The sequence below is a fragment of the Desulfovibrio aminophilus DSM 12254 genome, assembly GCF_000422565.1.
GTDB classification, from domain to species: Bacteria; Desulfobacterota; Desulfovibrionia; order Desulfovibrionales; family Desulfovibrionaceae; genus Aminidesulfovibrio; species Aminidesulfovibrio aminophilus.
Genome location: NZ_AUMA01000007.1, coordinates 96,587 through 113,623, shown reverse-complemented (window position 1 = coordinate 113,623; position 17,037 = coordinate 96,587). Strand labels below are relative to the sequence as shown.

Genomic DNA, 17,037 nt, shown 5'->3' with positions numbered 1-17,037 from the left:
GCCTGGGCGGGAGAGTTCGCGCCAACACGAGGGGGAGTGCATGCCTGCCGACGCCGAATACGCGCAACGGACGTTTCTGGAGGAAAAGAAGGCCAGGTGGCGCGACGAGTCCGTGCATACGGAACTGCGCCAGCTCCGCGAGTCGGTGCGATCCCTGGAGGCCATGGTGCGCGCCCTGCGCCAAGACTTGAAGACGATCAAGGACATGATGGCCGCGGACGCTTGAGTTCGCGGCCTTTTTTTGGATGGTTTTTCCCGATCACGGGACATTTTCAGCCACCGAGGGAGTGGGAAACACATGCAATGGACCAAAAGCAACGACGTTCTGGGCACCACGAACCGCGGCAACGCCGCTGAATCCGGGCTGTGCACCCTCTGCCGCGCCGACTGCGCGGGCCGATGCGAGACCTGGGCTTCCTGCCTGCGGGGCCGCCAGATGCTCTACCCCCGCGACTTCGGCTTGGTCACGGCCGGCAGCGCCAACACCACCCACCTGGGCGTGAACTACAACGCCCTGCGCATCCAGGGCTACAACTACGGCGCACGCGGCCTGACCAACGGTCACACCAACAATCCGGACCATTGCCTGTTCACCAACGTGGACCTGGAGAGCTCCTTCGGCAACGAGATCAAGACCAAGGCCCGCCTGCCGCTCATGACCGGGGCTCTCGGCTCCACCTTCGTGGCCGCAAAGTATTGGGATTCCTTCGCCGTGGGCTGCGCCCTGGTGGGCATTCCCATCGTGGTCGGCGAGAACGTTGCCGGTATCGACCGCGACTCCAAGATGACCAAGGGCAAGATCAAGCAGTCCCCTGAACTGGATCGCCGCATCGAGACCTACATGCGCTACCATGACGGCTACGGCGCGATCATCGTCCAGCTCAACGTGGAGGACGCCCGCAACGGTGTGGCCGAATACGTGGTGGACAAATTCGGCGACAAGGTGATCATCGAGCTGAAGTGGGGCCAGGGAGCCAAGAACATCGGCGGCGAGATCGAGGTGAACAACCTGGACTACGCCCTGTTCCTCAAGAAGCGCGGCTATCTCGTGGACCCCGACCCCGAACGGCCCGAGGTGCGCGACGCCTTCGCCGCCGGAGGCATCAAGGGATTCGCCCGCCACAGCCGCCTGGGCTACACCGACCTCGACTCGGCCGAAGCCGTGCGCGAAAACTTCATGTCCACGGTGGACTACCTGCGCAAGCTCGGCTTCGGACGCATCTCCCTCAAGACCGGCTCCTACGGCATGGAGGCCCTGGCCATGGCCATCCGCTACGCCTCCGACGCCGGGCTCGACCTGCTGACCATCGACGGTTCCGGCGGCGGCACCGGCATGAGCCCCTGGAACATGATGGAGACCTGGGGCGTGCCGTCCATCCTGCTCCACTCCAAGGCCTACGAATACGCGTCTCTCCTGGCCTCCCGCGGCAAGAAGGTCGTGGATCTCTCCTTCGCCGGAAGCCTGGCCCGCGAGGACCACATCTTCAAGGCCCTGGCCCTGGGCGCGCCCTTCGTCAAGTTCGTGTGCATGGGCCGGGCGCTGATGATCCCCGGCTTCCTGGGCTCGAACATCGAGGGTGCGCTGCATCCCGAGCGCAGAGAGAAGGTGCATGGCAACTGGGAAACCCTGCCCAAGCACATCAAGGATCTGGGCGAGAGCCCCGAGCAGATCTTCGCCGGCTACTCCAGCCTGAAGAAAAAGATCGGCGCCAAGGAGATCAAAAAGGTGCCCTACGGCGCCATCGCCGCCTGGACCCTGGCCGACAAACTCGGCGCCGGACTCCAGCAGCTCCTGGCCGGAGTGCGGAAGTTCTCCGTCTCCGACATCCGCCGCGAGGACATCGCCTCGGCCAACCGCGAGACCGCGCGGGAGACGGGCGTGCCCTTCATCACCGAAGTGCAGGACGAGACGGCCCGCAAGATCCTCTCCTGCTGATCGAAGCGCAACGAAAAGGCCCCGCCCCGCAAGGCGGGGCCTTTTTTCATGCCCGGGGCGGCCCTGGCGGGTCGGGCCGAGCTGTGCTAGACGAAATGAGATTTCGCCCGGAACCCCGCCGAGGAACCTGTCCATGAGCAACATGCCCGATAGCCGCGAAGACCTGCCGCGCGATCCCGACGAACTCCGCCCGGACCCCGCGCCGTCCGCCGACAGACAGCGCATCGAATGGGCCCTGCTCGAGCGGGTCAAGGAACTGGACTGCCTCTACGGCATCACCCGGCTGGCGCAGCAGAACGGCCTGCCCCAGGACGCCCTGCTGCGCGAAACCGCCGAGCTGGTGCGCGTCTCCTGGCAGTATCCGGAGATCGCCTGCGCGGCCGTGACCATCGACGGGCAACGATACGCCACCACCGGCTATCGCCAATCCGGGGCACGACAGGCCAGCCCCATTCAGATTCAAGGCGAAACGGCCGGAGAGGTCGAAGTCCGCTATCTGGAGCCGCGCCCGGACTGCGGCGAGGGCCCGTTCCTCCAGGAGGAACGCCGCCTCATCGACGCCGTGGCCGACCTGATCGGCCGGATCATCGAACGCCGCCGCGTGGAGGAGCAGATGCGCGCCCTCTCACGCGAGCTGATCAAGGCCCAGGAGAACGAACGCCAGCGCATCGCCCGCGAGCTGCACGACCACCTGGCCCAGGATCTTTCGCTGGTGAAGACCGGCTTGGAACGCATCTGGACCGCCCAACCCCCGGCGGAAAACAACGCGCCCCAGGCCGCCGAGGTGACTGAACGCCTGGGAGCGGCCATCGCCGCCATCCGCGACCTGGCTTACGGGCTGCTGCCGCCGGGACTCACGGAACTGGGTTTGGTGGACACCGTGCTGCGCCACTGCGAGGAATTCTCCCAACGCAACGGCATCGCCGTGGACGTCTTCGCCGACGGTCTGGAAGGCGTGGGCATGGACTTCGACACCCAGATCAACGTCTACCGGCTCATCCAGGAGGCCCTCTCCAACACCCGCAAGCACGCCGCAGCCAGCGCGGTGCGCATCCGCCTGCTGGCCTCCTATCCGAACCTCATCCTGCGCATCGAGGACGACGGACGCGGCGCGGATCTGGAGAAATGTCTGGCCAAGGCGGGCCGGGAGAAACGCATGGGGCTGTGGAGCATGCGCGAACGCGCCCGGCTGCTGGGGGGGAAGATCACCTTCCGCACCAAGCCCGGCGCGGGCATGCGCATCCTGGTGGAAGTGCCCGGCCTGAGGAGGACGCGTGGCGGCCAAAAAACGAATCCTGATCGTTGACGACCACCCGCTCTACCGCGACGGCCTGAAGGCCCTCCTGGGACGCCACGCGGGCTTCGAAACCGCCGGCGAAGCCGGAACCTTCCAGGAGGGCGTGCGCCTGGCCAAGAAGCTCAAGCCGGACCTGGCCCTGTTGGACATTTCCCTGCCCGACGGCAGCGGCATCGAGCTGGCCCGGGAACTGCGGCGGCTCCTGCCGGAAATCGGCATGGTCATCGTCAGCATGCACTCCAAGATCGACTTCATCGCGGCGGCCTTCCAGGCCGGAGCCGACGGTTACGTGGCCAAGGAGTCCGGCGCCGACCGCATCCTCCAGGCCATCGAGGGCGTGGCCGCCGGGGGCCAATACCTGGACAGCACCCTCTCGCCCAAGGTCGTGCGCAAGCTCAACGACCTCTCCACGCGCAAGGCCCGCACCGTGGACGCCTCCTACGGCAGCCTCTCCTTCCGCGAACAGCAGGTCATGCGTCTGCTGGCCGAGGGCCTGGAGCCCCAGGAGATCGCGGCCAAGCTCTTCATCACCCGCAAGACCGTCGAGAACCACCGTTACGCCATCATGAACAAGCTCGGCATCAAGAGCCCACTGGCCTTCGTGCGCCACGCCGCGCGCCTGGGACTCATCGAGCTGGACGAGGACGCGGACTGAAAAGGGCCACCGCCTTGTCCAGGCGGCGGCCCCAGAAACCACGCCGGAGAATGTCCGCTACAGGTTCTTCAGCAGGATCTCGCCGAATTCCGCGCAGCCCACGGCGGTCGCGCCGGGGATCTGGGAGGCCAGGTCCACGGTCACGCGCTTGGCCGCGATGGCCTTCTCCACGCTTTTGTGGATGAGCGCGGCCGCGTCGTGCCAGCCCACGTGCTCCAGGAGCATGGTTCCGGAGAGCAGCAGGCTGCCGGGGTTGGCCTTGTCCTGGCCCGCGATGCCCGGGGCCGTGCCGTGGGTGGCCTCGAAGAAGGCCAGCTTCTCGCTCATGTTCACGCCGGGGGCCAGACCGAGCCCGCCCACCTGGGCGGCCAGGGCGTCGGAGATGTAGTCGCCGTTCAGATTGGTGGTCGCGACGACGCTGTACTGCTCGGGCCGGATGAGCACTTCCTGGAACATGGCGTCGGCGATGCGGTCCTTGACCACGATGGGCTTCTTTCCGCCTTCGGCGGCCTCGGCCTCGGTCATGGTCACGTCCCCGAACTTCTCCCGGGCTAGGTCGTAGCCCCAGGCCCGGAACGCGCCCTCGGTGTACTTCATGATGTTGCCCTTGTGCACCAGGGTCACGTTGGGCTTCTTCTGCTCCACGGCGAAACGCAGGGCCTTCTCCACCAGACGTTTGGAGCCCTTCTCGGTCATGGGCTTGATGCCCACGCCGGCGGCCTCGTCCACGTTGGCGCCCATCTCGTCACGCAGGAAGGCGATGAGTTTCTTGGCCTCGGGCGTACCGGCAGCCCATTCGATGCCCGCGTAGACGTCCTCGGTGTTCTCGCGAAAAACGACGATGTCCACCAGATCGGGCCGTTTCACCGGCGATTCGATGCCCTGGAAATACCGGATGGGTCGAATGCAGGCGTAGAGGTCGAAGACTTGGCGCAGGGTCACGTTCAGGCTGCGGAAGCCCTTGCCCACCGGGGTGCCCAAGGGGCCCTTCATGGCCAGTTCGGCGGTCTTGAGGGCCTCCATGGTGGCCTCGGGCAGGTGCCGCCCCGTCTCCCGAAAGGCCTTCTCACCGGCCAGAAGCTCCTTCCAGACCAGCTTGCGGCCGCCACCGGCCTTGGCCACGGCCGCGTCCAGGACCGGACGGGCCGCCTTCCAGACTTCCGGCCCGATGCCGTCGCCCTCGATGAAATAGACTGTCTTCTCGGCCACGCTCATGCCTCCTCGGAGAAAATTTCCCGACCGATAGCCGGTCGCCGGGCCGAAGGCAAGGGGCTGAAGCGCGGCGACCATCTTGACGGAGCCCCCGACCCGCGCTATGGGGGTTCCATGAACAAGGCGCAGAGCATGAACACGAACGGCTATTGGTGGCGTTGGCGGCAGAGGAACTGAAGCCGCAAGCGCTGACTTGAACGATTCAAGGGCCGCGGGCTTCCAGTCCGCGGCCCTTTCGCATCCTCGACAGAGGAGAGGGCGGCGCTGGAGGCGGCGGCGAAACACGAGGAGGAATCCGCCGTGACTGACGACCGCATCATCCTGCCCCTCAGCGACATGCCCCGGCAGTGGTACAACGCCCTGCCCGACCTGCCCACGCCGCTGGCCCCGCCGCTGGACCCGCAGACCAAGCAGCCCATCACCCCGGAGCAGCTCTCGGTCATCTTCCCCAACGCGCTCATCGAACAGGAAATGAGTCCCAAGCGGCTCATCGACATCCCCGAGCCGGTGTTGGACATCTATCGTCTCTTCCGCCCCACGCCGCTCAAACGCGCCCGGCGGCTGGAGCAGGCCATCGGCACCAAGTGCCGCATCTACTACAAGGACGAGTCGGTCTCCCCGGCCGGTTCGCACAAGACGAACACCTCCGTGCCCCAGGTCTACTTCAACAAGATCGAGGGCGTGAAGCGCCTGTCCACCGAAACCGGCGCGGGCCAGTGGGGCACGGCCCTGTCCTTCGCCTGCAACATGCTCGGCATGACCTGCACCGTGTACATGGTCAAGGTCAGCTACGAGATGAAGCCCTACAGGCAGATCCTCATGCGCATGTACGGCGGCGAGGTCTTCCCCTCGCCCTCGGACCGCACCAACTCGGGCCGGGCCATGCTGGCCAGGGATCCGGGCTGCAAAGGCAGCCTCGGCCTGGCCATCTCCGAGGCCGTGGAGGACGCGGCCACCCACGAGGACACCAAGTACACCCTGGGCAGCGTGCTGAACCACGTGCTCCTGCACCAGTCCGTGGTCGGCCTGGAGACGCGGAAGCAGTTGGCCATGGCAGGGGAGAAGCCGGACTATCTGGTGGGCTGCGTGGGCGGAGGCAGCAACTTCGGCGGCTTCGTCCTGCCCTTCCTGCCGCAGAAGCTCCAGGGCGAGGACATCACCTTCGTGGCCGCCGAGCCCAAGGCCTGCCCCTCGCTCACGCGCGGCGCCTACCGCTACGACTACGGCGACGTGGCCCGGCTCACTCCCCTGATGAAGATGCACACCCTGGGCCACGCCTTCATGCCCGCGCCGATCCACGCGGGCGGCCTGCGCTACCACGGCGACGCGCCCATCGTCTGCAACCTGCACGCCGAAGGCCTGGTGGACGCCCGGGCCTACTACCAGAACGAGTGTTTCGAGGCGGCCAAGCTCTTCCTCTCCACGGAGGGCTACCTGCCCGCGCCGGAAACCTCACACGCCATCAAGGCGGCCATCGACCTGGCCAAGACGGCCAAGCCCGGCTCGGTCATCGCCTTCCTCTACTCCGGCCACGGCCTGCTCGACCTGGCCTCCTACGACGCCTTCCTCAAGGGCGAGCTGACCAATTTCGAGCTGCCCCAGGAGGACATCGACAGCGCGCTCAAGGACTGCCCGACAGTCTGAAATGGAAAGGCCGGGCGGAATCCCGTCCGGCCTTTTCGCTTCGCTTATGGTTGCTATTGCAACTTATTTTTCAAGACCATGATCCGCTCGTAGGACTCCCGCACCCGGCTCTCGGGGATCACGCCGTCGCGGACCAGTTTCACGATGACCGCCTGGGCCTTGGTCGGGAGATCCGGGTCGTAGGCCAGGTTGTTGCCGAAGAGCAGGATATCGGCCCCGGCGTCCAGGGCCAGCCGCACCGTGGTCTCCAGGTCGTATTTCCCGGTCACGGCGCGCATCTGGAGATCGTCGGTGACGATCACTCCGGTGAAGCCCAGTTCCCCGCGCAGAAGGTCGGTCGTGATCCGGCGCGAGAGGCTGGCCGGGTAATCCGGGTCCAGGTTGGAATTGAAGACGTGCGCGGTCATGACCATGTCCACCCGGTCGCGGGCCAGCAGGAGGCGGTAGGGCGTCAGTTCCGCCTCGCGCCAGGTGACGCTCACGTCGGTGAAGCCCAGGTGGCTGTCCGAGGTCGCGCTGCCGTGCCCCGGAAAATGCTTCAGACAGGAGAGCACCCCGGCGTCGGCCAGACCCCGGAGAAAGGCCTCGGCGTTGAGCGCCACCCGCTCCGGGTCGGAGGAAAAGCTTCGGCCCAGCGCGCCGATGGCCGGGCTCTTGGGATTGACGTTCACGTCCACGCAGGGGGCGAAGTCCATGTTCACCCCCAGTCCCCGGAGCATGTCCCCGAGAGCCTCGGCCGCGCCCCGCACCCGGCCCGGATCGTTCCAGGATCCCATCTCGGCGGCCGAGGGCGTGTCCGCGAAGCCGTCGCGGGCCTTGAAGCGCTGCACCCGGCCGCCCTCCTGGTCCACTGCCACGATCAACGGCAGCGGGGCCAGGGTCTTGAGTGCGGCCGTGAGCCGCCGCACCTGCTCGGGATTCTTGATGTTGCGCCCCGGTTGCTTGAGCAGTACATCGAAGTCGAAAAGCACCACCCCACCCACGCGGCCAAGGGCCACGTCGCGGGCGATGGGGTCGTCGCCGGAAATTTCCAGTCCCCGAAAGCCCACCAGGAGCATCTGTCCGGCCATGTGCTCCAGGTCGGCCGGGGGACCGGCCAGCGCGGGAACGGCCAGGAACGACAACCACAGGCAGAGCGACATGACGGACAGGACCGCCGCTCTCGCCGAAGAAGAAAACCGCATGAACCGCCTCCATTCCTTGAGACATCGGGTCGGCGCGAAACCGTCACGGGACCGGCAAACGACCGTCACCGACTTCCATAATACTCTGCGGGGTTTTCCAGAACTTCAACACTTTTCTGGAGGTCAACGGCAATGAAATCCCCCCTGTCGGGCCCGACGGTCGCCCTGCTGGCCGTCCTGGTCCTGTGCTCCTTCCTGGCCGGACCCGCTCCGGCCGCCGACGCTCCCGAGCGCAAGCCCAAGTATGTCTTCCTCTTCATCGGCGACGGCATGGGCCTGCCGCAGATCAGCGCGGCCCAGTACTACCTCGCCGCCAAGGAGGGCACGGTGGGCGGAAACAATCTGGTCATGACCTCCATGCCCTACCAGGGCATCACCACGACCTATTCCGCCGAATCCCCCATCACCGATTCGGCGGCCGCTGCCACGGCCATGGCCTGCGGCGTCAAGACCTACAACGCGGGCCTGGGTGTGGACGACCGGAAGAAACCTTACCGGAGCATCGCCTCGCTGGCCAAGGCCAAGGGCATGAAGGTCGGTATCGTCACCAGCGTGTCACTGGACCACGCGACCCCGGGAGCTTTCTACGCCCACCAGGAATCACGCCGCTCCTACCATGAAATAGGTCACGAGTTGGCCAAGAGCGGCTTCGACTACTTCGCGGGCGGCGGCTTCCTGGACCCCGACGGCAAGAAGTCCAAGGCTCCCCAGGGCAACGTCGTCGAGGCCGTGAAGAAGGCGGGCTACACCGTGGTAGCTGACCGCGCGGGCTTCGAGGCTCTCGGGCCCAAGTCCGGCAAAGTCCTGGCCATGAACAAACGCCTGCCCGATGAGGAGGCCATGCCCTACGCCATCGACGCGAAGGCCCCGGACGTCGCCCTGGCCGAGTTCACGGCCAAGGGCATCCGGCTCCTGGACAACCCCAAGGGGTTCTTCATGATGGTCGAGGGAGGCAAGATCGACTGGTCCTGCCACGCCAACGACGCCGCCACCACCCTGGCCGACCTCATGGCCCTCGACGCGGCCGTCGCCGAGGCCCGGACATTCGCCGAGACCCACCCCAAGGACACGCTCATCGTGGTCACCGGCGACCATGAGACCGGCGGCCTGACCGTGGGCTTCGCGGGCACCAAGTACGAAAACTTCTTCACCGTGCTCGACGGCCAGCAGACTTCCTTCCAGGCCTTCAGGGACGAGGTGCTCGCCCCGTTCCTCGCCTCCCACGGGGCCGCCGCCCGCTTCGAGGACGTGCAGCCGCTCATCACCCGACACTTCGGGCTCAAGTTCGCGGGCGATCCCAAGGCCGACCGCCTCGTGCTCAAGGACTACGAGGCGGCCCAGCTCCGCGAGGCCTTCCAGCGCAGCCTGGTCGGCGAGAAGGAGGCCTCCAAGGACGAGCAGGGCTACCTGCTCTACGGCGGCTACGACCCGCTCACCGTGACCGTGACCCACCTCCTGAACCAGAAGGCGGGCCTGGGCTGGACCACTTACTCGCACACCGGCGTGCCCGTGGCCACGGCGGCTCAGGGCCCCGGCGGCAGGCTCTTCGCCGGGTATTACGACAACACCGACATCTTCAAGAAACTGGCCGCGGCCATGGGTTTCGACGCCACACCCACGCCTCTGGCCGGAAACTAGCCCACCGCGAACCCGGGGCGGCGGAAATGCCGCCCCGGCCTTCTCCACGGAATCCCCATGCCCGACCGTTCCCGCCTGCGCCGCGACATCTGGCTCTCGCTCGTGTTTCTCGTGCTGACCGCCATCCTCTGGTTCCTGCCCACGGGCTTCGAGGACCGCGGCGATCCCACAGCCGTGCGCGCCAAGGCCGAAATCCTGACCGTGGACGACTCCCGCGTGCTGCGCTTCGGCGTGCTCAAGACCGGCTGGCAGACCCTGACCATGCGCCTGCTGGAAGGGCCGTTCCAAGGCCAGGTGGTGGAGGGCGACAACCAGCTCCTGGGCAAACTGGAGATGGACAAGTATTTCCAGCCCGGGGACACGGCCCTGGCCGTGATCACCACCACGCCGGAGGGCGGAATCTCCCGGGTCAACCCCCAGGACCACTATCGTCTGGGCGTGGAGGCGCTCCTGTTCGCGCTCTTCGCCGGGCTCCTCGTGCTCTTCGCCGGGTTCACCGGAGCCCGGGCCCTGCTCTCGTTCCTGTTCACGGCCTTGGCCATCTGGAAACTGTTCATCCCGGCCATGCTGCGCGGCCTGGACCCGGTCTGGATCGGGCTGGCCCTGACCACGGCCATCACGGCGGCGGTGATCTTCCTGGTGGGCGGGCTCTCGCGCAAGAGTCTGGCGGCCTTCCTGGGGGCGCTCACGGGCTTTCTGACCACCGGGGCCACAGCCCTGCTCCTGGCCCCGTCCTTCCATCTCAACGGCGCGGTGAAGCCCTTCTCCGAGACCCTGCTCTACACCGGCTTCGGCCACCTGGACCTGACCCGCATCTTCCTGGCCGGCATCTGCCTGGCCGCCACGGGCGCGGTCATGGACCTGGCCATGGACGTGGCCGCCTCGCAAAACGAAGTGCTGCAAAAGAAACCGGATTTGAAATTCGGGGAGGCGCTGCGCTCGGGCTTCGCCGTGGGCCGGGCCGTGACCGGGACCATGACCACCACGCTCCTGCTGGCCTATTCCGGGGGCTACATGACCCTGCTCATGGTCTTCATGGCCCAGGGCGTGCCCATGGCCAACCTGTTCAACCTGAACTACGTGGCGGCCGAGGTCTTCAACACCCTGGTTGGATCGTTCGGGCTGGTGGCCACCGCGCCCTTCACGGCCCTCATCGGCGCGGCGGTGTTCACGCGCCGGAAGCGGGTCGCTACTCCCCAATGATCTTCACCAGCACCCGCTTTCTCCGGCGGCCGTCGAACTCGCCGTAGAATATCTGCTCCCAGGGGCCCAGGTCCAGGCGGCCGTCCGTGACCGCCACCACCACCTCGCGGCCCATGATCTGGCGCTTCATGTGCGCGTCGGCGTTGTCCTCGCCCACGTTGTGGCGATAGCCGCCCACGGGCTCGTGCGGGGCGAGCTTCTCCAGCCAGACCTCGTAGTCGTGGTGCAGGCCGGACTCGTCGTCGTTGATGAACACGCTGGCCGTGATGTGCATGGCGTTCACCAGGCAGATGCCCTCGCGGATGCCGCTCTCGGCCAGGCTCGCCTCCACCTCGGGCGTGATGTTCAGGAAGCCGCGCCGGGACGGAACATTGAACCAGAGCTCCTGGCGATGGGACTTCACGACGGGCCTCCGGTCAGCACCCGGGCCAGGTGCTGGGCCACGAGCCCAAGCACGAGAAGAAGGACATAGGCCCCCAGCCGCACCCAGCGGATGGTGGCATGCCGGGCCATGTCGCCCAGGCGGGTGTCCAGGGTGAAATGTTTGATCACCAGGATGACGCCCAGGGTGATACCGAAAAAGCCCGCCCACTCCAAGGCGCTCGCGATCCAGGCCTGCTGCATGGGATTCCCCCTGTCTTTTCCGCACGCTAGCAGAGGCCGCCAAGGCTGCCAAGCCCGGCGAGGGCCGATTCCGCTTGCCTTCCCGTCCCCCGGGCGTATGCTCGGGCCGCTTTCCGCCCCGCTTCATCCGTTCCGGGGCAACGTCCAGCCGCGAGGATCCGGCGTGCCCCGAATGTCGTCCGCGCTCCCCTTCCCATGAGCCTGCTCTGCGTGGGCTGCGGCTGGTGCTGCCTGGACGCCCAGTGCGGCGTATCCCACAGCCTGCACGGCTATCTGCCGCGCTGCCCGGAACTCTTCTGGGACGAGGCCGAGGGCCGCTATTTCTGCCTCCTGCTGTATTCTTCCCATCCCGGAGTGGACCTGACCGAACTGCGCCAGGGCCGGGGCTGCTGCGCCCCGCTCAACCCCTGGCGCGCCTGGGTCATCAGGCGCGAGAAGGAATAACGCCTTTCCAGGCCGGGGGCTTTTCCCTTACACTGCCCCCATGCCCCTGCCGCCGCGCCGACCGCCCAACCTCCTGCGCCGGGTCTTCCGGCCCTCCTGGGAAAACCTGGCCGCTCTGGTGCGCGGAGAGGACCGCCAAGATTTATCGCGGGCCGAGGCCAGGGCCTGGTCCCTGGCCCTGGAGTCCCGGCGGGTGCCGCACCGGGTGCGCAACCTGGGCCGGGGCTGGAGGCTGGAGGTTCCAGTCTGGTACGCCGAGCGCGCCGAGCGGGAAATCCGCCGCTATCTGGCCGAGAACCCTCGCCCGCAGGAAAGCCCGCCTCCGCCGCCAAGGCCGCGCGCGAACGATCTGCCCACCTGGCTGGCCATGCTGGCCCTGCTCTCCTTTCACGCCCTGGTCAGCCGTCCCCTGCCGAGCCTCGGACTCTATCCCCAGCAATGGCTCGAACTGGGCCAGGCCCGCGCGGAGCTGCTGCTCGGCGGCCAATGGTGGCGCGCGGCCACGGCCCTGACCCTGCACGGCGACGCGGCCCACGTGCTCTCCAACGCGGTCATCGGCGGCATCTTCGCCGGGCTCGTCTGCCGGGAGCTGGGCAACGGGCTCGGCTGGCTGCTCATCCTGGCCGGGGGCGTGCTGGGCTCCGTCTGCAACGCCCTGGTCCAGAACCCGGAACACTCCTCCATCGGCTTTTCAACGGCCGTGTTCGCGGCCGCCGCGATCCTCTCCGGCCTGCGCGCCGCGGACGGCGCCCTGGACTTCCGCTCCTTCGTCGTGCCCGTGGCCGCGGGACTCGGCATCCTGGCCATGCTCGGTTCGACCGGGGAAAACACGGACCTGGGCGCGCACCTCACGGGCTTCGCCGCGGGTCTGGTTCTCGGGTTGGCGGCAGGAACGCTGAAACACGCCACGGAACCGTCCGTCCGGCTTCAATGGATGATGGGCGTGGCGGCTCTGGCCCTGCTTCCGGCGGCCTGGGCCTGGGCTTGGCTGGGCGGCTGAAACGCCTAGCGGTGATAACGGATTTTCATGATCAGGATGGACAGGGCCAGGATGAAGGTCACGCCGTTGGCCAGGATGATCGACGGCGAATCCTGGAGCAGCCCGTAGACCAGCCAGAGGAAGACCCCCACGGTCAGGGACAGGTACATGGGCAGGGACAGGTCGCGCACGGCCCGGGTCCGCCAAGTCTTGAGCACCTGGGGCAGAAAGGCCAGGGTAGTCAGCACCCCGGCGGTCAACCCGACAGCCTCCACCCACGCCTCGGCCATGTTCCCTCCGCGCCCCGGATTCAAGGCGTCGTGCGCCCGATCTACCCCAACGGCCATTGACAGGCAACCGTGATGTTGTACCATTCCCGAACCCCGGAGGTCCGCTTGCAACGCCGGTTCCCGACGGTCCTCGCCCTCCTGCTCGTCCTGCTGCCCGCCGTGGCGGGGGCCGCGCCTCTGCGCCTCACGGCCGGGGTCGCCCCGCTGTCCTGGCTGGTCAGGGCCGTGGCCGGGGAACGGGCCGAGGTGCGGACCCTGCTCCCGGATCGCGCTTGCGAAACGTGGAGTCCAGGAGCCGAGGACATCCGGCGGGCCGTCGATTCGGAACTGGTCTTTCTCCTCGGCGCGGAGTACGAACGCCCCTGGCGCGAGGCGCTCCTTCGCGCGAAGCCGGATCTGCGGCTGGTGGATCTGGCCGAGGGCGTGGCCGAACTCGGCGGCCCGGACGGGACGGACATCCGCGCCCGGGGCCTGTTCGGGGTCTGGCTGGCTCCGGCCCGGGCCAGGGAACTGGCGCGCAACGCGGCCAAGGCCCTGCGCGCGGCGGACCCGGCCGGAGCCGGAACCTACGACCGCAACCTGGCGGCTCTGGAAGAACGGTTGGACGGCCTGGACGCCAGGCTTGCGGAGCTGTTCGCCTCGGCCGGGACGCGGAGGCTCTTCGTCAGCGGGCGGCCGGACTGGGCCTGGCTGGCGGCGGCCTATGGGTTGGAAGAACTGGCCGTGGCCGGTTTCGGAGAAGAACCGAACGCCGCCTGGCAGCGGAAGGTCTGGCTCACGGCCAGACAACGCGGGGTGGCGCAGGTGCTCGACCGCCCCCGTTGCGGATCGAAGGCGGCCCGGGCCCTGGCCCTGACCCTCAAGGCCCAGGTCTTTCCGGCCGATCCCCTGGACGGGGACTATGAAAACAATCTTCTGCGCGTGGCCCGCCGCATCCGAGCGGCCCTGCGCTGAGGGCGAGGTGGACGTGACCGCCATCGAACTGCGCGGCATCTCATTTTCCTACGACGGTTCCCCGGTGCTGGAGAACGTCGACCTGAGCGTGCCCGAGGGCGATTTCCTCGTGCTCCTCGGGCCCAACGGCGGGGGCAAGTCCACCCTGCTCAAGCTCGTGCTCGGCCTGCTCGCTCCCGCCTCCGGTTCGATCAGCGTCCTGGGCCTGCCTCCGGGACAGGCCGGCGCGCGCATCGGCTACCTGCCCCAGTACACCCAGATTTCCCGCGCCTTCCCCATCACGGTGCTGGACGCCGTGACCCTGGGGCTCGTGCGGCCGGGCCTGAACGGCGTGCGTGGTCTGCTGCCGCGCCGCGAGGACCGGCGAAAGGCCCTGCTGGCCCTGGAGCGGGTGGGCCTCACGGATCAGGCCGGTCGACAGATCTCCGCGCTCTCCGGCGGCCAGAAGCAACGGGCCCTCATCGCCCGGGCCCTGGTGGACCAGCCCAGCCTTCTCCTCCTGGACGAACCCACGGCCAGCGTGGACCCGCGCGCCCGCGACGACCTTTTCCGCCTGCTGCTCCAACTGAACCGGGACATGACCATCGTCATGGTCAGCCACGACGTCTCCGTGCTCACGCGCGGCGTCAAGTCCGTGGCCTGCGTGAACCGCGCCCTGCACTCGCACGCCGCTCCGGCCCTGACCCCGGAGATGCTCCGCATGACTTACGGCGGCGACGAGGCGGCGGGCTGCCCCGTGGACCTGGTGACCCACGGCCGGGGGGCGCGCTGCACGCTGGGCGGAATCCCCATCAAGGAGGACTCGTGAGCGTCCGCTACAAGGCCCCCGCCGTCTTCGTCTCCGACATGGCCGCCGCCCGCGCGTTCTATGAGGGCGTACTCGGACAGGCCGTGGTCATGGACCTCGGCGTCTACGTGGTCTTCACCGGCGAGTTCAGCCTCTGGCAGAAAGACGCGGCCCGGGAGATGATCTTCGGCAAGACCACGACGTCGTTCTCCTTCGGACCAGGAGGACTGGAACTGTACTTCGAGTGCCCGGACCCGGCGGAAGCCCTGGAGCGTGTGCGCGCCGCCTCCGCGCCCCTGGTCCACGAGATGGTGGAGCAACCCTGGGGCCAGCGCTGCTTCCGCGTCCTGGATCCCTGCGGGCACCTCGTGGAGGTGGCCGAACCCATGTCCGTGGTGGTGCGCCGGGCCCTGACCGAGGGCAGCGCGGAAGAAGCGGCCAAGAAGACCATGATGCCTCTGGAATACGTCCAGGCGGTAGCTCGTGGCGAGATCGCCGATTGACAGTTGATCGTTGTTGATCAATATTGATCATTGCTTTATATTCAATTGATTTTTTAAACTTTTATTGCTGATCACCATCACTGGGACGCGGAGAGACGGATGGTCGAGGCCCTGCAATTCGAGTTCATGCGCAACGCCCTGCTGGCCGGACTGCTGGCCAGCTGCATCTGCGGCGTCATCGGCACCCTGGTGGTGGTCAACCGCATCGTCTTCCTCTCCGGGGGCATCGCCCACGCGGCATACGGCGGCGTGGGCCTGGCCCTGTTCCTGGGGCTGCCCGTGCTGCCCCTGACCGCGGCCTTCGCCCTGCTCTGCGCCCTGATCATGGCCGCCGTGACGCTCAAGGCCAGGGAGCGGGCGGACACGGTCATCGGCGTGCTCTGGGCCTCGGGCATGGCGCTGGGCATCATCCTGGTGGACCTGACCCCGGGCTACAAGGCCGACCTCATGAGCTACCTTTTCGGCAGCATCCTGGCCGTGCCCCGCGAGGATATCTGGATCATGGCCGCCCTGGCCGCCGTGGTCATGACCACGGTGCTTTTCTGCTACCGGGGCTTCCTGGCCCTGTCCTTCGACGAGGAGTTCGCCCGGGCCCGTGGCCTACCCGTGGCCGCCCTGCACGTGCTTCTGCTGGCTCTCACCGCGCTTTGCGTGGTCATGATCATCCGGGTGGTGGGTCTCATCCTGGTCATCGCCCTGCTGACGATCCCGCCGTTCATCGCCGAGCGCCGGGCCCGCTCCCTGGGCGCCATGATGGTCCTGTCCGGGGTCTTGAGCGCCGCGTTCTGCGTTGCGGGGCTGGCCCTGGCCTATTCCCTGGACATCACCTCCGGCGCGGCCATCATCGCCGTGGCGGCCCTGGCCTTCTTCCTCTCCACCCTGCTGCCGTCGGCCAGATCCGGCGGCCGCGCATGAGGTCGTCTCCATGACCACGCGACTGGGCGACCTGGAACAGACCCTGGCGATACTGTTGGAGCGGGTGCGCGCCTGGAAGCGCGAAACCGTCCCGCCCCAGCCCGAGGGCTGGTGGGTCTTGGCCTATGGGGATTCTTTCGAGGGACTCTCACTCGAGGAACGCGACGAGGCCCGCGGCCGCCTGCGCGAGGCAGTGGCCGGGCACGGCATCATGCTGCCGGAGCTTGTCTGGGTCTGGGACGAGACCAACCGGGCGCAGCTGGTGCTGGCCAACATGCGCAGCAGGGAAATGGCCGCGCGGCTGGCCGAGAGGATTGGGAACAAGGGCCTGTCGGTGCGCATCAAACGCGCGGAGCCCTGAGCCTCAGTCGAGAAAGCCGAATCTTCTCAACCCGCTCAGAATCCTGTCCACCGACAGCGGCTTGGCGATGAAGGACACGGCCTGGTCCTGGGAAAAGGCCCGGGCCGCATACTGGTCGTCATCCAGGGCCGTGGCCACGACGACCTTGGCCCCGTTTCCCTCGACGCGTCCAGCACTCCGCTCCAGGTCACGGATGCGCTCCAGGGCCTGCAGACCGTCCATGCCCGGCAACAGCACGTCCATGAAAACGAGGTCGAAGGGCGTCCCCTCCAGCAGCGTCCTTTGAAACAGCTCCAGGGCGTCCTCGCCGGAGGGGGCGGTCGCGCACTCGCCGTGGCGGCTGAGCACCGCCAGCAGGAATTCGCGGTTCACCGCGTTGTCCTCCACGATGAGCACGCGCGGGCGAGACAT

Annotated in this window: 20 protein-coding genes; 14 read left to right on the top strand and 6 right to left on the bottom strand. The window is 67.4% G+C overall.

Features of this window, described 5'->3' with window-relative positions; all coding sequences use genetic code 11:
• Positions 1-40 precede the first annotated feature (40 nt).
• From H587_RS0104145 to H587_RS0104130, 4 genes are all read left to right on the top strand, one after another.
• Entirely contained in the window at positions 41-226 is a 186-nt protein-coding gene (locus H587_RS0104145; RefSeq protein WP_027175193.1) for a hypothetical protein, read from the top strand.
• A gap of 72 nt (positions 227-298) precedes the next feature.
• The gene (locus tag H587_RS0104140) at positions 299-1,936 is read left to right on the top strand and encodes a glutamate synthase-related protein (protein WP_027175192.1); all 1,638 of its coding nucleotides are present in this window, start codon (positions 299-301) and stop codon (positions 1,934-1,936) included.
• A 133-nt stretch (positions 1,937-2,069) separates the two neighbouring features.
• Positions 2,070-3,242 carry a sensor histidine kinase gene (locus H587_RS17200; RefSeq protein ID WP_034608539.1) on the top strand — a complete coding sequence of 391 codons (1,173 nt, stop codon included), beginning with the start codon at positions 2,070-2,072 and terminating at the stop codon, positions 3,240-3,242.
• Entirely contained in the window at positions 3,211-3,888 is a 678-nt protein-coding gene (locus tag H587_RS0104130) for a response regulator transcription factor (protein ID WP_027175191.1), read from the top strand. Before H587_RS17200 ends, H587_RS0104130 begins: the two co-directional genes overlap by 32 nt.
• A gap of 57 nt (positions 3,889-3,945) precedes the next feature.
• On the opposite strand, the gene icd is transcribed toward H587_RS0104130, so the two are convergent.
• Positions 3,946-5,103 carry an NADP-dependent isocitrate dehydrogenase gene (icd, locus tag H587_RS0104125; RefSeq protein ID WP_034608538.1) on the bottom strand — a complete coding sequence of 386 codons (1,158 nt, stop codon included), beginning with the start codon at positions 5,101-5,103 and terminating at the stop codon, positions 3,946-3,948.
• 297 nt (positions 5,104-5,400) lie between these two features.
• Between icd and H587_RS0104120 the strand changes: the two genes are divergently transcribed.
• A complete protein-coding gene (locus H587_RS0104120) occupies positions 5,401-6,744 on the top strand; it encodes a TrpB-like pyridoxal phosphate-dependent enzyme (RefSeq protein WP_027175189.1) in 1,344 nt (447 codons plus the stop codon).
• Between the two features lie 53 nt (positions 6,745-6,797).
• Here the strand turns inward: H587_RS0104120 and nagZ are convergent, their stop codons facing one another.
• Positions 6,798-7,886: a beta-N-acetylhexosaminidase gene (nagZ, locus tag H587_RS0104115; RefSeq protein WP_245560819.1), complete on the bottom strand. Its 1,089-nt coding sequence runs from the start codon at positions 7,884-7,886 to the stop codon at positions 6,798-6,800.
• Between the two features lie 174 nt (positions 7,887-8,060).
• Here nagZ and H587_RS17195 point away from each other — a divergent pair, with 174 nt between their 5' ends.
• Both H587_RS17195 and H587_RS0104105 read left to right on the top strand, forming a co-directional pair.
• Positions 8,061-9,566: an alkaline phosphatase gene (locus tag H587_RS17195; protein WP_034608537.1), complete on the top strand. Its 1,506-nt coding sequence runs from the start codon at positions 8,061-8,063 to the stop codon at positions 9,564-9,566.
• A 57-nt stretch (positions 9,567-9,623) separates the two neighbouring features.
• A complete protein-coding gene (locus H587_RS0104105; protein WP_027175187.1) occupies positions 9,624-10,769 on the top strand; it encodes a YibE/F family protein in 1,146 nt (381 codons plus the stop codon).
• On the opposite strand, the gene H587_RS0104100 is transcribed toward H587_RS0104105, so the two are convergent.
• Both H587_RS0104100 and H587_RS0104095 read right to left on the bottom strand, forming a co-directional pair.
• Positions 10,756-11,172, bottom strand: a complete 417-nt coding sequence (locus H587_RS0104100; RefSeq protein WP_027175186.1) for a secondary thiamine-phosphate synthase enzyme YjbQ — start codon at positions 11,170-11,172, stop codon at positions 10,756-10,758. The two genes, H587_RS0104105 and H587_RS0104100, sit on opposite strands and share 14 nt — an antisense overlap.
• Positions 11,169-11,393, bottom strand: a complete 225-nt coding sequence (locus tag H587_RS0104095; protein ID WP_027175185.1) for a hypothetical protein — start codon at positions 11,391-11,393, stop codon at positions 11,169-11,171. Before H587_RS0104095 ends, H587_RS0104100 begins: the two co-directional genes overlap by 4 nt.
• Before the next feature lie 195 nt (positions 11,394-11,588).
• Here H587_RS0104095 and H587_RS0104090 point away from each other — a divergent pair, with 195 nt between their 5' ends.
• Together H587_RS0104090 and H587_RS17190 are read left to right on the top strand one after the other, a co-directional pair.
• A complete protein-coding gene (locus H587_RS0104090) occupies positions 11,589-11,837 on the top strand; it encodes a hypothetical protein (protein ID WP_027175184.1) in 249 nt (82 codons plus the stop codon).
• A gap of 40 nt (positions 11,838-11,877) precedes the next feature.
• A complete protein-coding gene (locus tag H587_RS17190; protein WP_051202431.1) occupies positions 11,878-12,837 on the top strand; it encodes a rhomboid family intramembrane serine protease in 960 nt (319 codons plus the stop codon).
• Between the two features lie 5 nt (positions 12,838-12,842).
• On the opposite strand, the gene H587_RS0104080 is transcribed toward H587_RS17190, so the two are convergent.
• Complete coding sequence (locus H587_RS0104080) at positions 12,843-13,106, bottom strand: SemiSWEET transporter (protein WP_027175183.1); 264 nt, start codon at positions 13,104-13,106, stop codon at positions 12,843-12,845.
• A 105-nt stretch (positions 13,107-13,211) separates the two neighbouring features.
• Between H587_RS0104080 and H587_RS0104075 the strand changes: the two genes are divergently transcribed.
• From H587_RS0104075 to H587_RS0104055, 5 genes are all read left to right on the top strand, one after another.
• On the top strand, positions 13,212-14,060 hold the full coding sequence (locus H587_RS0104075; RefSeq protein WP_169432745.1) for a metal ABC transporter solute-binding protein, Zn/Mn family: 849 nt from the start codon (positions 13,212-13,214) through the stop codon (positions 14,058-14,060).
• Complete coding sequence (locus H587_RS17185) at positions 14,008-14,868, top strand: metal ABC transporter ATP-binding protein (RefSeq protein WP_084630384.1); 861 nt, start codon at positions 14,008-14,010, stop codon at positions 14,866-14,868. The genes H587_RS0104075 and H587_RS17185 overlap by 53 nt, the downstream gene beginning before the upstream one ends.
• Positions 14,865-15,350, top strand: coding sequence for a VOC family protein (locus tag H587_RS0104065; protein WP_027175181.1), 486 nt, complete (start codon positions 14,865-14,867; stop codon positions 15,348-15,350). The genes H587_RS17185 and H587_RS0104065 overlap by 4 nt, the downstream gene beginning before the upstream one ends.
• 99 nt (positions 15,351-15,449) lie before the next feature.
• The gene (locus H587_RS0104060) at positions 15,450-16,265 is read left to right on the top strand and encodes a metal ABC transporter permease (protein WP_027175180.1); all 816 of its coding nucleotides are present in this window, start codon (positions 15,450-15,452) and stop codon (positions 16,263-16,265) included.
• A 10-nt stretch (positions 16,266-16,275) separates the two neighbouring features.
• Positions 16,276-16,626 carry a hypothetical protein gene (locus H587_RS0104055; protein ID WP_051202430.1) on the top strand — a complete coding sequence of 117 codons (351 nt, stop codon included), beginning with the start codon at positions 16,276-16,278 and terminating at the stop codon, positions 16,624-16,626.
• Between the two features lie 3 nt (positions 16,627-16,629).
• Here the strand turns inward: H587_RS0104055 and H587_RS0104050 are convergent, their stop codons facing one another.
• On the bottom strand, positions 16,630-17,037 hold the full coding sequence (locus H587_RS0104050) for a response regulator (RefSeq protein WP_027175178.1): 408 nt from the start codon (positions 17,035-17,037) through the stop codon (positions 16,630-16,632).